This window comes from Pseudomonas vanderleydeniana (genome assembly GCF_014268755.2).
In the GTDB taxonomy this organism is placed as follows: domain Bacteria; phylum Pseudomonadota; class Gammaproteobacteria; order Pseudomonadales; family Pseudomonadaceae; genus Aquipseudomonas; species Aquipseudomonas vanderleydeniana.
In genome coordinates this window covers 2,177,685-2,196,708 of the sequence record NZ_CP077093.1, presented here as the reverse complement: position 1 = coordinate 2,196,708, position 19,024 = coordinate 2,177,685, and the positions used below count along the sequence as shown (strand labels likewise).

Here is a 19,024-nt window from a genome sequence, read left to right as displayed (position 1 = left end):
GGCAATGGACTGTCATTAGCCACAATGGATCGCTGACAAGTATCGCGTAAAATCATGGCACATTGTACACAACCTGTAGCACCAACACGACTGTACGGCTGTTTGCGGTCACCGCTGTACTGCAATAAACAGTTACCTTTGCGTTTAGGCTGCAATCGCCATTAACGCCCGTTTTATCCGTACAAGGAAAGCCCCCATGACCGACCTCACTCAAGCGCGATTGCGCCCGCTGGCCGACACTTCGCCTTCCGCGGTGGTCGCCGGTTTCATCGCGATGATGACCGGCTACACCAGTTCGCTGGTGCTGATGTTCCAGGCCGGCCAAGCCGCCGGCCTGAGCGCCGGACAGATCTCCTCGTGGATCTGGGCCCTGTCGATCGGCATGGCGATCTGCAGCATCGGCCTGTCGCTGCGCTACCGCACACCGATCACCGTCGCCTGGTCGACGCCCGGTGCCGCCCTGCTGATCACCAGCCTGGCCGGCGTCAGCTATGGCGAAGCGATCGGCGCCTACATCACCTGCGCCGTGCTGGTGACCATCTGCGGGCTGACCGGCAGTTTCGAGCGCCTGGTCAAGCGCTTGCCGTCCTCGCTCGCGGCGGCACTGCTGGCCGGCATCCTGTTCAAGATCGGCAGCGAAATCTTCGTTGCTGCCCAACACCGCACCGGGCTGGTCCTGGGCATGTTCTTCACCTACCTGCTGGCCAAGCGCCTGTCGCCACGCTACGCAGTGCTCGCCGCCCTGCTGGTCGGTACCGCCCTGTCCGGGCTGCAGGGCCTGCTCGACTTCAGCGGTTTCCAGCTGGAAGTGGCAACGCCGGTATGGACCACGCCCTCGTTCTCGCTGGCGGCGACCATCAGCATCGGCATCCCGCTGTTCGTGGTGGCCATGACCTCGCAGAACATGCCCGGCGTCGCCGTGCTGCGTGCCGACGGCTACGACGTGCCCGCCTCGCCGCTGATCAGCGTGACCGGCATCGCCTCGCTGCTGCTGGCGCCGTTCGGCTCCCACGGCATCAACCTGGCCGCCATCAGCGCGGCGATCTGCACCGGCCCACATGCCCATGAGGACAAGAGCAAGCGCTACACCGCGGCGGTCTGGTGCGGCATCTTCTACGGCATCGCCGGCATCTTCGGGGCCACCCTGGCGGCACTGTTCGCCGCGCTGCCCAAGGAACTGGTGCTGTCGATTGCCGCCCTGGCGCTGTTCGGTTCGATCATCAACGGCCTGAGCATTGCCATGAACGAGCCGAAGGAGCGCGAAGCGGCGCTGATCACCTTCATGGTCACCGCCTCGGGCTTCACCCTGTTCTCGGTGGGCTCGGCCTTCTGGGGCATCGTCGCGGGCGTGCTGACGCTGCTGATCCTCAACTGGCGCAAGGCCTGAAGAACGGGCCGGTGGCGAGCGGGCTTGCCTGCGCCGGGACGCAAGGCGGCCCCCAAATCCAGGCGCCTCGGTGTAATTGACGGACCGAGGTGACTGGTTTTCGGGGCTGCCAAGCAGCCCAGCGCGGGCAAGCCCGCTCGCCACGAAGATTTGAAAGACTCAGGTGCGGAAGTGCCCGACCATGCCCTTCAACTCCATCCCCAACTGCGCCAGCTCGATGCTGGACGCCGCATTGCCCTGCATCGCCACCGCCGACTGATCGGCACTGGCGCGAATGCTGGTCACGCTGCGATTGATCTCTTCGGCCACCGAACTCTGCTGCTCGGCTGCCGCGGCAATCTGCTGGTTCATCTGCTGGATCAACGACACCGCCGAAGCGATGCTGCCCAGCGCGCTTTCGGTTTGCAGCGCATCGCTGACCGCCAGCTTGACCAGGTCGCCACTGCTGCGGATCTGCTCCACCGATGACTGCGCGGCCGCGCGCAGGGCGCTGACCAGTCGTTCGATTTCCTCGGTGGACTGCTGCGTGCGCTTGGCCAAGGCCCGCACCTCGTCCGCGACCACGGCGAAACCACGCCCCTGCTCACCCGCGCGGGCGGCCTCGATCGCCGCGTTCAGCGCCAGCAGGTTGGTCTGCTCGGCGACGCTCTTGATCACCCCGAGCACGGTGCCGATGTTCTGGATTTCCGCACTGAGGCTTTCGATGCTGACGCTGGCCGAGTTGGCCGAATCCGCCAGTTGCTCGATGCGCTGCATGCTCTGGCGTACCACCTGCTGGCCGCTGTCGACCTTGTCGTCGGCGGTCTGCGCCGCCAGTGCCGCCTCTTCGGCATTGCGCGCCACATCGTGGACGGTGGCGGTCATCTGGTTCATCGCCGTCGCCACCTGCTCGGTCTCTTCCTTCTGGGTGCTGACTTCCAGGTTGGTCTGTTCGGTGACTGCCGACAGCGAATGCGCCGAATTCGCCAACTGCTCGATCCCCGCCTGCAAGCCACTGACGATACCACTCAGCCCCTCCCCCATCTGCTGCATCGCCAGCATCAACTGGCCGATTTCGTCGCGACGGCGAACCTCGATCGTCGCGCTCAGGTCACCCGCGGCAATCTGCTGGGCCACGCTGATCACGCTGCGCAGCGGCGCGACGATCAGCCGGGTGATCACCAGCGCCGCCACCAGCCCGACCAGCAGGGCCAACGCCGAGGAGCCGATGATCAGCAGCGAGTTCTTCTTCAGTTCGGCCTGCATCGACTGGTCCTCGGCCGCATAGGCCTGGTTGACCCGCTCGACCACCTGGGCCGCACGCTCATGCAGTTGCTGGTAGACCTTTTTCTCCTGCTCCAGCAACCCGGTGTATTCGGTGAGCTTGTCGCTGAAGCTGGCGATGTGGCCGCCGACCTCATTGAGCACCGTCTGGTAACCGGCATCCTTGACCGAACTCTTGAGTTGCTCGACACCGGCCAGGGCCTGTTCCGCCTGCTCGATCTTGCCCTGGTTCTGGTTTTCGTCATCGCCCTTGCGACTCTGGTCGAGACGCACCCGCGCCTCGTTCATCGCCTGCAGCATCAGCTGCGAGACGTGGCTGACCTGCGCAGCCTGCTCGAGGAATTCATTGCCGTCCTGCCCCTGGGACTGCTTGAGGGTATAGCTGCCATCATCGGCAAGGCCAGCCTGCAGCACATCGAGGTTGTTGGCCACGCTGGACACCGACCAACTGGCCATCTCCAGCGCGAGGTCCTTGGCCTGGGTCAGCCCGACGAATTCGTCGAATGCCTTGCGATAGTCCGCCAGGGCCTGCTCGACATCGTTCATGACCGCCACGTTGGCCGGCGATTGCGCCTTGAGTGTCTGCGCCAGCGCCGCCAGGCCATCGACGCCCTCGTGCAGGGCATCAACCGTCTTGGGGTTCGAGTGCAGGGCATAGTCCTGCTCGAGCAGACGCACCTTGAGCAGGCTGCTGTTGAGCGAGGACATCTGCTTGAGCCCATCGAACCGCAGGCTGATGGCCTGCAAGGACCAGACGCCGATTGCCGCCACGACACCGGTGAGCAGCAATACGAGGGTAAAACCGATCCCCATCTTCTTCGCCATACCGAGGTTGGCGAAACGTCCTTGCACGGCAGAAATCATGAGGCGTAATCTCCGATCGAATGCTGAAGGCGCGCAAGCCATTCAAGATTCAAGCAGATTCGCAACCACGACTGGTGAAATACAAGCCTTTGGCGCCGGAATAATGGCCAAAAGCTACATCTGCGTCGTTTTCAGGATCGTCGAGGTCGATTCGGCACCACCCAGCAAGCGGAAGAACTTGCGTGCCCGCGAGTCCGTCGCATAGGCCACGTTGATCCGCATCCAGCCAGCGGAAGTCGCCCGTGGCGTGAAGGCCGAGTCCTGGGCCAGCAGTACCCCGAGCTGGCGAGCCCCGGCCTGGACCTGGGCCGGATTGTAGCGGCGGCTGCGCGCCCAGACGAACATGCCGGCCGACGGTTCGCTGAACACCTCCCAGCCGCTTTCCTCGAGCACGTCCAGCGTCGCCGCCATCTCGGTCTCCAGGCGCTGGCGCAGGCGCTGCACCAGTTTGCGGTAGGCGCCATTGGCCAGCAAGGTGGCGACGACACATTCGGTAAAGCGCGAGGCACCGAGGCTGGTGATCATCTTCACCTCGGCCAGGCGCTGGATGAGCCCCGCGTGAGCACGAATGAAACCGACCTTCAGCGAACTGCTCAGGGTCTTCGAGAACCCGCCGAGATAGATCACCCGCTGTGCGCTGTCCAGCGCCGCCAGTTGGACCCCCGGCCCCCCCTGCAGATCACTGCAGACACCGTCCTCGACAATCAGGAAATCCTCCGCCTGGGCCAGTTGCAGCAACTGCGTGGCAACCGGCAGGGTCAGGCTGCTGCCCGTGGGGTTGTGGCAGAGGCTGTTGATGAACAGGCACTTGGGCCGGTGCGTGCGCAGCAGTGTGTGCAGCGCCTCGAGGTCGGGCCCCGAACGGGTCCGCGGCACCTCCAGCAACTCGATGCCCTGCAGTGCCAGGAGCCGGTAGAGGTTGCCATGGCCCGGGGTTTCCACCACCACGCAATCACCCGGCTTGAGCAGCGTGCGCACCAGCAGGTCGAGTCCCTGGGTAACGCCCAGGGTGGTCAGCACCTCGCCGTCCACCGAGTGGATGCCTTTCTGGGTCAGGCGCTTGTGCAACTGCTGGCGCAGGGCCGGCAGCCCCAGCGGCGTGCTGTAGTGGAACAACCCCTGCATCTGCGTGCGGCTGACTTCACGCACCGCATAACCGATATCGTCACTTTCGCGCCAACCCTGGGGCACCCAGCCACAACCGAGCTTCAACTCACCCAGCGGATGATCGCTGAACGCCCCCCATTTCGCTTCCAGGCCCTCATACCACTCCGGCTCGCTGGTCACCCGGGATGCACCGGAGGTTTCCGCGACGATGAACACCGAACCATTACGTGACGCCAGTACCCCCTGCATCACCAGCCGCTCGTAGGCCTCGGTGACATTGGCCTGGCTGAGAGCGTTTTCCTTGGCCAACTGCCGAACCGACGGCAGGCGAGTCCCCGGGCATGCCCGGCTCAGGCGCACCCATTCGACGATGGCATTGACGACTTGCTGCACGACAGGCACCAGCGCCTGACGATCGATTTCCAGATCCATTGTATGTGACGCTCCAAGGCACGGTTATTTCCCGCCGGGCAGTTAACCATACAAAACCGCCCCTTCCGCTTGCACAAAAAGCCTGTCCAGGTACCACTGCAAGCCACGTCGATCATGGCCTCCAGTATTCTCCCTGCATGAATGAGCGAATGCTCCGACAGCATGCGCAAGATCGACGGACGTAAAAAAACCCGCATCTGCGGGTTCTCTTTACATGGAAACTACAGCCGACGGAGAAGGCCGTGGCCGGTCAAATCGCCGTGGCGCCGCCATCCACTGCCAAGGCGTGGCCGGTGGTGAAGGCCGCACCGTCGCTGCACAGGTAGAGTACGGCACTGGCAATCTCCTCGACCTTGCCGATGCGCCCTACCGGGTGCATCGCCGCCGCAAATTCGGCCTTTTTCGGGTCGGCCTCATAGGCCCGACGGAACATGTCGGTGTCGATCACCGCCGGACACACGGCGTTGACGCGAATACCACGCTTGGCGTACTCGATCGCCGCCGACTTGGTCAGGCCGATCACCGCGTGCTTGGAGGCGGCATAAATGCTCATCTTCGGCGCCGCGCCCAGGCCAGCGACCGACGCCGTATTGACGATGGCGCCGCCACCCTGGGCCTGCATCAACGGCAACTGGTACTTCATGCACAGCCAGACGCCCTTGACGTTGACCCCCATGATCGCGTCGAACTCATCCTGGGTGCCGTCGGCCAGCTTGCCCTTCTCGATCTCGATCCCGGCGTTGTTGAAGGCATAGTCGAGCCGGCCATAGGCCGCCACGGCCTGTTCCATCAGCTTCTGCACATCGGTTTCGAGGGTAACGTTGCAGCGCACGAAGATCGCTTCGCCGCCTGCGGCACGAATCGCCTCGACGGTACCCTCGCCACCCGCCACATCCAGGTCGGCAACGACCACCTTCAAACCTTCGGCCGCGAAAGCCTGGGCGGTCGCCCGGCCAATACCGGCGGCAGCGCCGGTCACCAGGGCCACCTGGCCGGAAAACGTCATGCTCATGATTTTTATCCTCGCAGAGTGCGTGAGTGATCGCCTGGCGTGAGTCTAGCCAGAGGCTGGCTTCACGGGGCAGCACTATCAGGAGGCCGGTTACCGCTTCATGCACCAGAGTGATAAGTTGTGGTGATAACAGCCTGCGGATCACCATCAGCGAAGTGGATCGCGCCCTATTCGCCCGACCGGCAAGACTTGCCCTGGCGGCGATCAGGGTCTATCTACAAGGCTTCATTGACCTCATCGAGTACCTGCCATGACCACCCAGAACAACCGCCAATTCCTGCTGGCCAAACGTCCGGTCGGGGCCGCGACCCGCGAGACCTTTACCTACCAGGAAGTCCCCGTGGGTGAGCCGGGCGCCAACCAGATCCTGGTCCGGAACGAATACCTGTCCCTCGACCCGGCCATGCGTGGCTGGATGAACGAAGGCAAGTCCTACATCCCGCCGGTGGGGCTGGGCGAAGTGATGCGTGCGCTGGGGGTCGGCCAGGTCGTCGCCTCGAACCATCCGGGCTTCGCAGTGGGTGACTACGTCAACGGTGCGCTGGGCGTGCAGGACTATTTCCTCGGCGAGCCACGCGGTTTCTACAAGGTCGACCCGAAACTCGCCCCCCTGCCCCGCTATCTTTCGGCACTGGGCATGACCGGCATGACCGCCTACTTCGCGCTGCTGGATGTCGGCGCCCCGAAAGCCGGTGAAACCGTGGTGATCTCCGGTGCCGCCGGTGCGGTGGGCAGCATTGCCGGGCAGATCGCCAAGCTCAAGGGCTGCCGGGTGGTCGGGATCGCCGGTGGTGCCGACAAGTGCCGTTTCCTGGTCGACGAGCTGGGCTTTGACGGCACCATCGACTACAAGAGCGAGGACGTCGCTGCCGGGCTCAAGCGCGAGTGCCCCAAGGGCGTCGACGTGTATTTCGACAACGTCGGCGGTGACATTCTCGACGCCGTGCTGACCCGCCTGAACCTCAAGGCCCGCGTGGTGATCTGCGGGGCGATCAGCCAGTACAACAACAAGGAAGCGGTCAAGGGCCCGGCGAACTACCTGGCACTGCTGGTCAACCGCGCGCGCATGGAAGGCTTCGTGGTGATGGACTACGCCGCGCAGTTCGCCGCCGCCGGGCAGGAAATGGCCGGCTGGATGGCCAAGGGGCAGCTCAAGAGCAAGGAAGATATCGTCGAGGGGTTGCAGACTTTCCCCGAGACGCTGGCGAAGCTGTTCAGCGGGGAAAACTTCGGCAAGCTGGTGCTGAAGGTCTGAATGGGCAGCGGGGCATGGCTTGCAGGCCTTGCCCCGTCAGGCCGGATCAGGCCAGCTCGGCGACCACCGCCGCCAGTGCCTGGGCCGGATCGGCCGCCTTGCTGATCGGCCGGCCGATCACCAGGTAGTCGGAACCGGCATCCAGTGCTTCACGCGGCGTGAGGATACGACGCTGGTCGTCCAGTGCGCTGCCCGCCGGACGAATGCCCGGTGTCACCAGTTGCAGGCCGGGATGCGCGCTCTTCAGTGCCGTCGCCTCCAGTGCCGAGCACACCAGACCATCCATTCCGGCCTTCTCGGCCAGCGCCGCCAGGCGCAATACCTGTACCTGCGGATCGACATCCAGGCCGATTCCCGCCAGGTCTTCGCGCTCCATGCTGGTGAGCACGGTCACACCGATCAGCAACGGCTTGGGTCCGCTGCGTTGTTCCAGCACTTCGCGGCAGGCCGCCATCATGCGCAGGCCACCGGAGCAATGCACGTTGACCATCCATACGCCCATCTCCGCTGCTGCCTTGACCGCCATGGCGGTGGTGTTGGGGATGTCGTGGAACTTGAGGTCCAGGAACACTTCGAAACCCTTGTCACGCAGGGTCCCGACGATCTCCGAGGCGCAGCTGGTGAACAGCTCCTTGCCGACCTTGACCCGGCACAGTTTCGGGTCCAGCTGATCGGCCAGTTTCAGGGCGGCGTCACGGGTGGGGTAATCCAGGGCGACGATGATGGGAGTCTGGCAGGCGGACATGGAGGGCTCTCAGGCAAGTCGAAATCGGCGCGCATTGTAGCGGAACCCGGCGACGATCGGGACCCGGTGATCGGCAAATGTGCCGGGTACGCGCCATAAATGCCCGCACTTGCACCAATTAAAGTCGAAATTCAGGGCAACCTCGGCGAAATATCCTCGATACGACAGCCTTTTCAGCTTTACGACATGTTCCCCGGCACTGGCACGCCCGCTGCAATCGCCTGATCCGAGCGGTATCCAAACGGTTCAGGGAGAAACACATGAACACTCGACTCAAGCCCACGCTGGGCACGCTGCATCTGTGGGGCATCGCGGTAGGCCTGGTGATTTCCGGCGAATACTTCGGCTGGAGCTATGGCTGGGGCGTGGCCGGCACGCTCGGGTTCCTGGTGACGTCGCTGATGGTCGCGGCGATGTACACCTGCTTCATCTTCAGTTTCACCGAACTGACTACCGCCATTCCCCATGCCGGCGGGCCGTTTGCCTACAGCCGACGGGCGTTTGGCGAGAAAGGCGGCTTGATCGCCGGCCTGGCGACCCTGATCGAATTCGTCTTTGCTCCGCCGGCCATCGCCCTGGCCATCGGCGCCTACCTGAACGTGCAGTTCCCGGCGCTCGATCCCAGGCATGCCGCCGTGGGTGCCTACATCGTGTTCATGGGCCTGAACATCCTCGGGGTCAAGCTGGCCGCCACCTTCGAGCTGGTGGTGTGCATCCTCGCGGTGGCCGAGTTGCTGGTATTCATGGGCGTGGTCGCCCCGGCCTTCAGCTTCAGTCATTTCGCCCTGAACGGCTGGGCCGGTGCCGACAGCTTCGGCGCGCCGGCGATTGCCGGGATTTTCGCCGCCATTCCCTTTGCCATCTGGTTCTTCCTGGCGATCGAAGGCGCGGCCATGGCCGCCGAGGAAGCCAAGGACCCGAAACGAACCATTCCCAAGGCCTACATCAGCGGCATCCTGACCCTGGTGCTGCTGGCCATGGGCGTGATGTTCTTCGCCGGCGGTGTCGGCGACTGGCGTACCCTGTCGAACATCAACGACCCGCTGCCCCAGGCGATGAAAGCGGTGGTCGGCGACAGCTCCGGCTGGTTGCACATGCTGGTCTGGATTGGCCTGTTCGGCCTGGTGGCGAGCTTCCACGGCATCATTCTCGGCTACTCACGGCAGTTCTTCGCTCTGGCCCGCGCCGGCTACCTGCCAGCCTCACTGGCAAAACTGTCACGCTTCCAGACACCACACCGCGCGATCATTGCCGGTGGCCTGGTGGGCATCGCCGCCATCTACAGCGACGGCCTGATCAACCTGGGCGGCATGACCCTGACCGCGGCGATGATCACCATGGCGGTGTTCGGTGCCATCGTCATGTACATCATGAGCATGCTCAGCCTGTTCCGTCTGCGCCGGACCGAGCCTGCACTGGAGCGCACCTTCCGTGCACCGGGCTATCCAGTCGTACCCGCCATCGCGCTGGGCCTGGCAGTGATCTGCCTGGTCGCAATGGCCTGGTTCAATGCCCTGATCGGCCTGATCTTCGTCGGCTTCATGGCCGTCGGCTTCGTCTACTTCCTGCTCACCGGGCAACTGCGCGCCGCCGCCCCGGCCGATGCGATGCTGACCGGGCTGTGAGCACTCACGGGGCATAACGGGTTTACAATTGAACCACTGAGAAATCGCTTCACTCAAAGTGGCAAGGGCCAGCATCCCATGCGAACCGTTCGCGTGGGAGCGGCTCATCGAGGAGAACCCTATGCCCTGGTATGCCTGGTTGATCATCGTCGTGGCCGTCGGCTCCATCGTTGGCGGCCTGATGATGTTGCGCGACACCGCCAACAAGGTGGAACTGACGGACGAGCAGCGTCGACGCGTCCAGCAACGCAATGCCGAAGCAGATGCCAAGGACGCCCAGGACCGCTGAAAGGCGACACGTGAACAAAGTTGAACATCGCGACAAAAAAGTAGGGGCGCCCGCCTCCAGGTCACAGTTATCATTGGCTATGGATTTGGAGGCTCCGCCATGCGCTATTCGCAAGACCACAAGGCACAGACCCACGAGCGCATCATCAAGGAAGCGGCCGCGCGCTTTCGCCGTGACGGCATCGGGGCCACCGGCCTGCAGCCGTTGATGAAAGCCCTGGGGCTGACCCATGGCGGTTTCTACGCGCACTTCAAATCCAAGGATGAACTGGTCGAAAAGGCCCTGCAGGAAGCGGCAGCGGAACTGGACGTGCATTGCGACATGCTGTTCAGCCAGGACAAGCCCCTACAGTCGTTCATCGACAGCTACCTCTCCGAATGGCACCTGACCACACCCGAGCACGGCTGCCCGATTCCGACCATGTGCTCGGAGCTGGGCCAGCGCGGCGAACCCAGCCCCACGACCGACACGGTGATCGAGTCGCGCCTCAAGCAGGTGGAGACGGCGCTGGGTTCAGGGCCGGACGCCGAAGAGCAAAGCATCGTCATGCTGGCGACCCTGGTGGGCGCGCTGGTGATGTCACGTAGTGCCGAGGATCCGGAACTGGCGAAGAAGATCCTGGAAGTGACCAAGGCGCACCTGAAGGATCAGGTTGAGTAGGGAGACCGGTTTCCTGGCCGGCCTCGCAGCTCAGTCAGGCAACGTCAGTTGATTTCCATCTGGTCACGGTTACGGTCGAGAAGCGCCTTGCCGATGCCTTTCACCTCAAGCAGTTCATCCACCGAAGAGAACGGACCATTCGCCTCGCGGTAGGCGACGATGGCCTGGGCCTTGGCTTCGCCGATACCGGTCAGCTCGCGCTGGATGGTTTGGGCATCGGCGGTGTTGAGGTTGACCTTGCCGGCCTTGGTCGCCGCCAGGCCGGATGCCGGGGGCTGCTGACCGGCCTGCCCCGTCGGTGCGGCATTGGCGGTGCCGATCGTGCCGAGCAGAAGGGTTAACAGCAGGGAAGGAATAACGCCTGTACGCATAAATGACACTCCATGACATCGTAGGGGAAAAGCAGCTTTCCGAAGCTGCCTTTCAAACCTAGGTGATGCCTGGAGCTTGTCAAAAGCCCGGCCGTTACCGGGTATGTAGCTCAGGGATCGGAACGGCGTTGCTGATAGATCCAGTCGACGATCTCGCCATCCGGCGCATAACCACTCACCGTCTCCCGCAGCAGTTGCCGGACTCGTGCGTAATCATCGTTCTCAACGGCCTTGAGCAACTCGGACAGGCGCAACTTGAGCACATCCCAAGGCAGCATGTCTTCGTTGGCGGTCATGATCATCGGATGAGGGGTGGCCGCCACGTTGTCGCCAATCAGCAATTCTTCGTAAAGCTTTTCGCCCGGGCGCAGGCCTGAGAACTCGATGGCAATATCGCCATGGGGGTTCTTCTCGGAGCGGATGCTCAAGCCGGACAGATGGATCATCTTTTCCGCCAGCTCGACGATCTTGACCGGCTCGCCCATGTCGAGGACGAACACATCACCGCCCTGCCCCATGGAACCGGCCTGAATCACCAGTTGGGCAGCCTCGGGGATGGTCATGAAGTAGCGGGTGATTTTCGGGTGCGTCACCGTCAGCGGCCCACCCGCCTTGATCTGCTTGTGGAACAGAGGGATGACCGAGCCCGACGAACCCAGCACGTTGCCAAAACGGACCATGGTGAAACGGGTCTTGTTGACCCGCGATACGTTGCTCGAATCACCAAAGAGCACCGGCGCCTGCTCGCGACTGAGAGCCTGCAGAGTCAACTCGGCCAAGCGCTTGGTACTACCCATCACGTTGGTCGGACGCACCGCCTTGTCGGTGGAAATCAGCACAAAGTTGGCCACACCTGCCTGCAGGGCAGCCTGGGCAGTGTTGAGCGTACCGATCACGTTGTTCAGCACACCTTCGGCGATGTTGTGCTCGACCATCGGGACATGCTTGTAGGCTGCGGCGTGATAGACCGTCTCGACACGCCAGGTTTTCATCACCGACAGCAACTTGTCCTGGTTGCGAACCGATCCCAGGATCGGCAGCAGGCGCACGGGCAGTGACTCGCGATCCACCCGGCGTTCGAGCTCGGACAGAATGCTGTAGAGATTGAACTCGCTGTGCTCGAAGAGCAACAATGTCGTTGGGCGCAAGGCCAGGATCTGTCGGCACAGCTCCGAACCGATGGAACCGCCAGCGCCTGTTACCAGCACCGAGCGCCCCTTGATGCAATGTTCCAGCAACTCGGCCTGGGCAGGCACCGCATCACGCCCAAGCAGATCGGCGATGTCGACTTCCTGGATGTCGTCTACCTTGACCCGGCCGCTGGCCAGGTCCATGAAGCCGGGCACGCTGCGCACGTGCAACGGGTAGCCTTCAAGGAAGCCAAGGATCTCTCGCCGTCGGGCACGCGATGATGAAGGGATCGCCAACAAAATCTCTTGGGCCCCAGTTGTATCGATCATCTGCTGGATGTGCTTGGGCTTGTAAACCTGCAGACCAGAAATGCTACGATCAGCAATGCTGCTGTCATCATCTATAAAGGCAACCGGCTGCATCGCTCGGCCCATACGCAGTGCTGCAACCAGTTGGTTACCGGCCGCACCAGCACCATAGACGGCCACCTTCGTCAGGCCATTGTCACGATTGGCGAAAGGCATATGTTGGGCGGCACTGAACCAGTCACCAAGGAAGTACTGACGCATAGCCAAACGAAGGCCCCCGATCATGATCAGGCTCAACCACCAATAGTTGAACATAATCGAACGAGGGACCAGCGTTTGATGATTGCTGTAAAGGTAGACCACTACCCCCAGGATCAGTGAGGAGAGGCTCACAGCCTTGACAATGGCTATCAGTGCATCATTACCGAAGTAACGCATCACGGCCCGATAAAGCCCGAATCGAATGAAAAGAGGGATGGAAATGATCGGAGCGGAAACGAACAACCAACGATGCTGGGCAAATGGATTGACCATTTCATCGACTCCCAAACGGACGACAAACGACATCCACAGGGCAAACCAGACCAGAAACGTATCACCTATCACTTGCAAAATGCGTTTTTTCCGACGCGGGAGGCCCAACAGGTAGGCTCGTATCTTATCCATAACCCCTCTAAAATCTTGCACGCCTAAAAACGGACATCCGATCGCCCCTCGCGGGAATGACAGTTCTCTCACCCAGGAACCGACTGAGTGACAACGCAACCGGTTTTCATCAATTAGACCGTATAATACATGAATTCAAGGCTTACCAGCGATACGCGCTCATGAGGTTACCAGAATCGACACTCTCCCCTTACCTTGGGCCAGATTAAACCATTGACCACAGAAGCGGTAACTGTCAGAAATTTATCTCTACCTATCGGCAGAAAAGGAATTTATAAAGATGACTGCAGCGAACCCTATAAAACCTCTCTACGCAAACCATTGCCATGCTGGAAAAATTGAAACCTCTAAGCACCCGACGCTTTATAAAATAGAAAATCATAATAAGCCATTCTACCCCCAACATTTTCAGGAATAAAATAGATTGCAGTACAACACCTCCCATCCTATCCTCACGAAAGAAAACGAAAGATTCAGGGCCGACATAAACGGCCTCAGAGCCTGGGCCGTTCTTGCAGTGATTTTTTATCACTTCGAAATACCATGGATCACAGGGGGATTTTCAGGTGTAGATATTTTCTTCGTAATCTCAGGCTTTCTGATGGCAAAAATAATCATCGAAGACCTCGAAAAAAGCACTTACCCTCAAAGATTCAAATTACTCTTAAGCTTCTACTTCGCCAGAGCTAAAAGAATTCTACCAACCCTTATAGTCGTGTGCTCCACATTGATAATTTTAGGCTGGTTTTTTTTGGGGCCTATCGAATACAAGACACTCGCAAAACACACCACAAGCGCGCTTCTATTTTTTTCAAATATTCAACTCCAACAAGAAGCAGGGTACTTTGATATTTCCTCACAAGAAAAATGGCTATTACATACATGGTCTTTGGCAGTAGAATGGCAATTTTACCTCGTCATTCCACTTCTGATATTATTTTCTTGGACGAAAAACAGCAAAGGAAAAGCCCCAACCATAATCCTCGGTAGCACACTTCTCCTTTCTTTGCTTGCTGCAATATATTACACCACCACGGACCCCAACAAGGCATTCTACATTTTCCCGACAAGAGCATGGGAAATACTATCAGGAAGCTTGACCTTTTTCATCACAAGGAAAATAAAGCCTAAGGAAAAACACAAAAAACTCATAGAATACTCAGGATTCTCACTGGTAATTTTCTCTTTTTTTGCATTTAACAAATATAGTGAATGGCCCGGCATTAATGCAATCATCCCAATCCTAGGGGCATCATTAATAATTTTTTCAGAGAGATTCGACTCCCCCCTCACGAAAAATATTTTTACCCAATGGCTAGGAACACGTTCCTATTCGCTATACCTGTGGCACTGGCCAATAGTTGCCACCTTGTATTTCCTAGGAAGCACAACCCCGAAAGAGCTTCTCACCGGAATAATTCTGACTATAATCATAGGCGCCCTATCATATAGATACATAGAAGAAGCATCACGTAAATTTTTTAAGAAAAAAAGTCCCACAAAGATCATCACATTAATACTGACCAGTTTATTCACGGTAATAATCTGTGACAAACTCATAGCCTCAAGGAAAGGCTACCCCGACAGACTACCTGAAAAATATGTGCAAATCTTGAATGAAGTTGACAATATAAACCCACGACGATCGGAGTGCCATGTAAGCGGAATGATGAAAACGCCAGGCTGCACCTTTGGTGGAGAGCAGATTGGCGCACTAGTAATCGGAGATAGCCATGCAGCATCTATAATAACCGCCGTAGAGAACTCACTACCAGAAAAGAAACTCAACGTACTTCAATGGACATTCAGCGCCTGCCCCACATTCAAAGGCGTCAAGCAGGAAAATACTGCTTGCTCGAGCTTCATAGACTGGGCGTTGGAAAAACAAAAGGAATTAGCGCCGCAAGTCCCTGTCATCATCATGAACGAGACATCCGCTTATATTCATGGTTTCTCCCACGGGCAACCCCCAACAGTCTATTTCAACAAAAAATACACAGAACGGACACCTGAGTATCTGAAGGAATTACGCAATGCACTTATTGACGCTGCCTGCGAAATATCAAAATACCATCCAGTGTTTATGGTACGCCCTATTCCTGAAATGAAAGTGCCTGTCCCTGCTGCTAGCGCAAGAGCATTTTTGCTTGGAAAAAATAATGGACCATCTATTAGCATCGAAGAGTATCAAGAGAGAAATAGACTTGCTTGGGAAGCACAGGATGCGGCACACGAAAAATGCGGAGTAACTATACTCGACCCACTACCCTATCTCTGCAGAGATGATAAATGTTACGGCACCAAGGACGGCTGGCCAATTTACTACGACGACAATCATTTAAGTGAGCGAGCAGCCAAAATAATATCCCCTTTATTCGAAAGGGTTTTTCAAAGACCACTACAAACTCAAAAAAGTGAAAAACTCACCACTCAATGATTCTAGGTAAACTTAGCCATCAGCAGTACAACTCTGATGGCCAAGCCATATAGAACTATCTATCCATCACTACAGCTTCCAGTCGATCTGATGCTGACCAGGCCCAAAATCTACTTGAGCGTCATCAATTTTTAATCTGGCAACAGTGCCAGCAGGGACTGCAAATGAAATTTTACGCGCCGGATAGTCATAAATAATCTTGATCACTCCATAGGGAGTAGGGATACTTGATTCAGCAGAAAATTTTAATACTTTCGACGGCTTAACTGTCCACACTGCCCAGCCTGGCGTGACAGGATTGACCCCAAGAATAAACCGCGGAATTATATTAGACGGCGCGGCCCCCCATGCATGGGTCCAGTCTTCGTTATCCTTAAACTTAACATCCCATGCCTCATGGGTTATTGTTGCATCATATCTCCTGATCATATTAAACCAACCACGATCAGTCTTGTTAAGCATTAATGAAAGAGCTTCCTCATCCTCCCCCGACTGAAAAAGAGCCTCAAGTAGATATTGAGCCATAAAAACAGAGCAGGGGAACCCACCTGAATAACCGTCTATTTTTTCACTTAGCGCCTTCAAAACGCCACCTCTCTGATCTGCATTGACCATCCCAAATGCAAGTGGGACGAACAGGGAGTGAGCAGATGTGTGGCTAGAGCCGATACCATCCACATACAAACCGTCAGACCGTCTAACGCGATCATCCATAGAAGCCTTAAGCTGAGCAGCCAGCTTGGTGAATTTGTCTCGGTCAGAATCTTCGCCTAGCGCATGAGCAATGTCCGCCATTCGGACAAACCCCATATAGACAAAAGCATTAGTAACTGTATTGCTCGGTTTCATTTCATGACCATCTCTCTGAGAGGGAGGCCAATCGACTATATCTGCAAGAGGATAGGTTACTTTTAACTCCCTCTTTAAAAACCACGAGATGTCTTTAATATTAACCATTCCAGTCTTTGATGAGATAGCCCTATCCAGACTAACAAGTTTTAACCACTCATAATTCTTACGTAAAAACTGGAGATCACCAGTATACTGATAATCAGCCCAAGCCATAAATATCATGTGAGCCTGCCACTCTGTCGGCCAACTCGGGTGCTCAACCAAAAAATCAAATGTGCGACGAGGAACCGTTACATCATCAACATTGGCAAACCAACCCAACATATTAATATAAGCATCGGCTTCGTAAGGAAGCCGCTCTCTATCACCATCTACAAAAACACCGGCAAAGCTTGTTGCCTCTATAGTGTGATTAGACAGTTCAAGAAGCCTATTCAGCTCTTCAGCATGCCCCCCTCCAGAAAAAAGTGTACCTCCTTGTTGCCTATACTTAGAGGACCTGGCAGCCTCTACATCCACCATATCTTCCGAGAACTCTCCTTTCCAGCCATAGATATCTAAATAGCGAAATGGCATCACCGCCCCAACATTCGCATGCATGAGACGCTTGTCAGAGTCCGGCAAGGACAAGCGCTGCGCCCCATTTACCAGCGATACTTCTTGCTCGAGATAGCGGACACCGATTTGTTCCTGACCGATACTAGGAAGAGGATCAGGCTGGCCGCTTTCTCTAAGCTTAATTTTTACCGTATTCCCGAAATTTTCAGAATTGGGGCTTAACGTAACTTGAGAGAAGAAAACCTTTCCATAATCAATCGTTATTTTTTTTCCATCAGCATTCACCTTCACCGGCTTCAACCTTGTCAGAACAACCTCACCTTCCAAACCTGCCGGTCGAGGTTGTTCAGCAGCAAAAGCCGCACCACCCAGAAAACCAATTAAAAAAACAAAAACCATCCGCACCTATCTGCTCCTAAGAAGCCGAACCATCAGCCCCATGATTTCCAACTAAACATCATACGCCAAACCACATACATAATCAATTCACCAATAGACAAACAGAGGCCTGACATGCGATAGTATGGAGATATCCCTTTTTAGAACTCAAGGATAGCCATGGACGAACAGGCATTTGCAAACAAAATCTTAGCGATCTTTATCAGCCTTGGAATTTTAGGATATGCTCTCGTCTTAAAACACAAAGCTCAATCCTGGGTTTCACCTGGAGTTATATTTTCCATATTCTGGTTCCTAGTCACATTCCTACCACTAACCATAGTATTTAATGCACCTATAAATCCCTGGTCAGTTTTATTTATTGCCATCTGCGTTTTTATTTTCGGACTACCCGGATTTTCCTCAGCCCTGAGGACCCCACTTGTTAATAATATAGAAACAAAAAAAAACACCCAAGAAAACTACTCAGGAGCTTTTCTATCTCTTTCTTTTTTTACAATACAACTAATCACAATCCTATGCATTTTGATAAACCTTTCAATCCAGGGACTTAGTCTCAGCGAGTTTTTTTCAGATGTCTCAGGCACCGCAAACTATTATCTAAATCTCCGATACTCTGGAAAAATAGAAAGCAACATTTTTTTACAGCTAGGAGGGTTATTAAACTACACAGGAGTATGTATCGGTGGATTGATCCTCGGAAACAAACAAGGAAACCTCAAGAGAGCATCAATTCTGCTACTTAGCTTTCTCCCCGCCATACTTTACATGATCATGTACGCGGACAAAGGGACTTTGTTCCTATCCGCAGCCTTTTTTTATGGCGGAATAATCATTAATCGCCTGAGAAAAGGCGACACTGCGCTCACAAATAAATCAACAAATAAAATCCTAATCCTCACCCTACCAATATTATTGATTGCACTGACATCCTCTTTTATCGCAAGAGGAATTGACGCGCGCGATACCGGCTTACTACTAAGCAAATTAGGATACTATTTCTCATCATACGCCCTTGCACATCTGTATGCATTCTCAGACTGGTTTTCCAGCTACAACTCAGAAAGCTCAGTGAAAATATATGAACACAGCGAAGATTTAACCTTAGGATTTTCAACATTTATGGCTATCTTTAGAGCCTTTGGTGATCTACGACCAATTCCCGAGGGATATTATAACGAGTATTTTCAATATAAAGACATCCTGAAAACAAATATATTCACCATGTTCAGAGGAACAATTCAAGACTTTGGAATCATAGGAACCTTCCTATACATGTTAATAACAGGCACCATATTCAACATAGCCTATATCACACTACTAACAGCCAGAAACCCTGTAGTATCAGTCGCCATCTACATATGCGGAATAGGATATATATATACATCATTCATGCTAAGCATAATGGTATGGAACAGCATATTTGTGCTTCTCATCACCTTGACATTCATGCTCTACATCAACGAGCTATACCAGAATATACAAGCCAAAAAGTTGCACCCAGCAAATCTTTCACCTCAAAATAGCACACACAGTCTGAAAAACTTACATAAACCGAAATTCTGGAACGCCATCTCGAAAGATGACCGCATGAGTGACTGAGAAGAGCGGTCTGTGGATTAACCCAGACCTCATCAGCTATAAGTACGGAAAGCCAGATGTG

General features: G+C 56.3%; 14 protein-coding genes and 1 pseudogene. 7 read left to right on the top strand and 8 right to left on the bottom strand.

Features of this window, described 5'->3' with window-relative positions; translation table 11 throughout:
• Positions 1 to 196 precede the first annotated feature (196 nt).
• Positions 197 to 1,387: a benzoate/H(+) symporter BenE family transporter gene (locus tag HU752_RS09930; protein ID WP_186677218.1), complete on the top strand. Its 1,191-nt coding sequence runs from the start codon at positions 197 to 199 to the stop codon at positions 1,385 to 1,387.
• A gap of 159 nt (positions 1,388 to 1,546) precedes the next feature.
• Here HU752_RS09930 and HU752_RS32105 read toward each other — a convergent pair whose 3' ends face one another.
• The 4 genes and pseudogenes from HU752_RS32105 to HU752_RS09915 all read right to left on the bottom strand — a co-directional run bounded on the left by HU752_RS32105 (position 1,547) and on the right by HU752_RS09915 (position 6,065).
• The gene (locus HU752_RS32105) at positions 1,547 to 2,251 is read right to left on the bottom strand and encodes a methyl-accepting chemotaxis protein (protein ID WP_437182361.1); all 705 of its coding nucleotides are present in this window, start codon (positions 2,249 to 2,251) and stop codon (positions 1,547 to 1,549) included.
• 204 nt (positions 2,252 to 2,455) lie between these two features.
• Positions 2,456 to 2,632: pseudogene (locus HU752_RS32100) on the bottom strand (HAMP domain-containing protein); the annotation flags it as partial.
• 996 nt (positions 2,633 to 3,628) lie between these two features.
• Positions 3,629 to 5,053: an aminotransferase-like domain-containing protein gene (locus HU752_RS09920; RefSeq protein ID WP_186677221.1), complete on the bottom strand. Its 1,425-nt coding sequence runs from the start codon at positions 5,051 to 5,053 to the stop codon at positions 3,629 to 3,631.
• Positions 5,054 to 5,303: 250 nt separating this feature from the next.
• Entirely contained in the window at positions 5,304 to 6,065 is a 762-nt protein-coding gene (locus tag HU752_RS09915) for an SDR family oxidoreductase (protein ID WP_186677222.1), read from the bottom strand.
• Positions 6,066 to 6,315: 250 nt separating this feature from the next.
• Between HU752_RS09915 and HU752_RS09910 the strand changes: the two genes are divergently transcribed.
• On the top strand, positions 6,316 to 7,320 hold the full coding sequence (locus tag HU752_RS09910; RefSeq protein WP_186677223.1) for an NADP-dependent oxidoreductase: 1,005 nt from the start codon (positions 6,316 to 6,318) through the stop codon (positions 7,318 to 7,320).
• 46 nt (positions 7,321 to 7,366) lie between these two features.
• On the opposite strand, the gene pyrF is transcribed toward HU752_RS09910, so the two are convergent.
• On the bottom strand, positions 7,367 to 8,065 hold the full coding sequence (pyrF, locus tag HU752_RS09905) for an orotidine-5'-phosphate decarboxylase (RefSeq protein ID WP_186677224.1): 699 nt from the start codon (positions 8,063 to 8,065) through the stop codon (positions 7,367 to 7,369).
• Positions 8,066 to 8,325: 260 nt separating this feature from the next.
• On the opposite strand from pyrF, the gene eat reads away from it, so the two are divergent.
• The 3 genes from eat (at position 8,326) to HU752_RS09890 (ending at position 10,639) form a co-directional block, all read left to right on the top strand.
• Positions 8,326 to 9,690: an ethanolamine permease gene (eat, locus tag HU752_RS09900; RefSeq protein ID WP_186677225.1), complete on the top strand. Its 1,365-nt coding sequence runs from the start codon at positions 8,326 to 8,328 to the stop codon at positions 9,688 to 9,690.
• Positions 9,691 to 9,811: 121 nt separating this feature from the next.
• Positions 9,812 to 9,979, top strand: a complete 168-nt coding sequence (locus HU752_RS09895) for a DUF2897 family protein (RefSeq protein WP_186677228.1) — start codon at positions 9,812 to 9,814, stop codon at positions 9,977 to 9,979.
• Positions 9,980 to 10,078: 99 nt separating this feature from the next.
• Positions 10,079 to 10,639, top strand: coding sequence for a TetR/AcrR family transcriptional regulator (locus HU752_RS09890; RefSeq protein WP_017906749.1), 561 nt, complete (start codon positions 10,079 to 10,081; stop codon positions 10,637 to 10,639).
• Between the two features lie 44 nt (positions 10,640 to 10,683).
• Here HU752_RS09890 and HU752_RS09885 read toward each other — a convergent pair whose 3' ends face one another.
• Both HU752_RS09885 and HU752_RS09880 read right to left on the bottom strand, forming a co-directional pair.
• A complete protein-coding gene (locus tag HU752_RS09885; protein ID WP_186677230.1) occupies positions 10,684 to 11,010 on the bottom strand; it encodes a ComEA family DNA-binding protein in 327 nt (108 codons plus the stop codon).
• A gap of 110 nt (positions 11,011 to 11,120) precedes the next feature.
• Positions 11,121 to 13,115, bottom strand: a complete 1,995-nt coding sequence (locus HU752_RS09880; RefSeq protein WP_186677232.1) for a polysaccharide biosynthesis protein — start codon at positions 13,113 to 13,115, stop codon at positions 11,121 to 11,123.
• Positions 13,116 to 13,539: 424 nt separating this feature from the next.
• On the opposite strand from HU752_RS09880, the gene HU752_RS09875 reads away from it, so the two are divergent.
• On the top strand, positions 13,540 to 15,552 hold the full coding sequence (locus HU752_RS09875; RefSeq protein ID WP_186677234.1) for an acyltransferase family protein: 2,013 nt from the start codon (positions 13,540 to 13,542) through the stop codon (positions 15,550 to 15,552).
• 69 nt (positions 15,553 to 15,621) lie between these two features.
• On the opposite strand, the gene HU752_RS09870 is transcribed toward HU752_RS09875, so the two are convergent.
• Positions 15,622 to 17,361, bottom strand: coding sequence for an alpha-L-rhamnosidase-related protein (locus HU752_RS09870; protein ID WP_225920169.1), 1,740 nt, complete (start codon positions 17,359 to 17,361; stop codon positions 15,622 to 15,624).
• 159 nt (positions 17,362 to 17,520) lie between these two features.
• Here HU752_RS09870 and HU752_RS09865 point away from each other — a divergent pair, with 159 nt between their 5' ends.
• Positions 17,521 to 18,963, top strand: coding sequence for an O-antigen polymerase (locus HU752_RS09865; RefSeq protein ID WP_186677238.1), 1,443 nt, complete (start codon positions 17,521 to 17,523; stop codon positions 18,961 to 18,963).
• The last annotated feature ends 61 nt before the right edge of the window (positions 18,964 to 19,024 follow it).

What these genes read in the sequence shown, in the direction of transcription:
- HU752_RS09910 (WP_186677223.1), top strand. Translation starts at nt 6,316, where the DNA reads ATGACCACCCAGAACAACCGCCAATTCCTGCTGGCCAAACGTCCGGTC.
- HU752_RS09870 (WP_225920169.1), bottom strand. Translation starts at nt 17,361, where the DNA reads ATGGTTTTTGTTTTTTTAATTGGTTTTCTGGGTGGTGCGGCTTTTGCT.
- HU752_RS09885 (WP_186677230.1), bottom strand. Translation starts at nt 11,010, where the DNA reads ATGCGTACAGGCGTTATTCCTTCCCTGCTGTTAACCCTTCTGCTCGGC.
- HU752_RS09920 (WP_186677221.1), bottom strand. Translation starts at nt 5,053, where the DNA reads ATGGATCTGGAAATCGATCGTCAGGCGCTGGTGCCTGTCGTGCAGCAA.
- HU752_RS09890 (WP_017906749.1), top strand. Translation starts at nt 10,079, where the DNA reads ATGCGCTATTCGCAAGACCACAAGGCACAGACCCACGAGCGCATCATC.
- HU752_RS09930 (WP_186677218.1), top strand. Translation starts at nt 197, where the DNA reads ATGACCGACCTCACTCAAGCGCGATTGCGCCCGCTGGCCGACACTTCG.
- HU752_RS32105 (WP_437182361.1), bottom strand. Translation starts at nt 2,251, where the DNA reads ATGACCGCCACCGTCCACGATGTGGCGCGCAATGCCGAAGAGGCGGCA.
- HU752_RS09895 (WP_186677228.1), top strand. Translation starts at nt 9,812, where the DNA reads ATGCCCTGGTATGCCTGGTTGATCATCGTCGTGGCCGTCGGCTCCATC.
- eat (WP_186677225.1), top strand. Translation starts at nt 8,326, where the DNA reads ATGAACACTCGACTCAAGCCCACGCTGGGCACGCTGCATCTGTGGGGC.
- HU752_RS09865 (WP_186677238.1), top strand. Translation starts at nt 17,521, where the DNA reads ATGGACGAACAGGCATTTGCAAACAAAATCTTAGCGATCTTTATCAGC.
- pyrF (WP_186677224.1), bottom strand. Translation starts at nt 8,065, where the DNA reads ATGTCCGCCTGCCAGACTCCCATCATCGTCGCCCTGGATTACCCCACC.
- HU752_RS09880 (WP_186677232.1), bottom strand. Translation starts at nt 13,115, where the DNA reads ATGGATAAGATACGAGCCTACCTGTTGGGCCTCCCGCGTCGGAAAAAA.
- HU752_RS09915 (WP_186677222.1), bottom strand. Translation starts at nt 6,065, where the DNA reads ATGAGCATGACGTTTTCCGGCCAGGTGGCCCTGGTGACCGGCGCTGCC.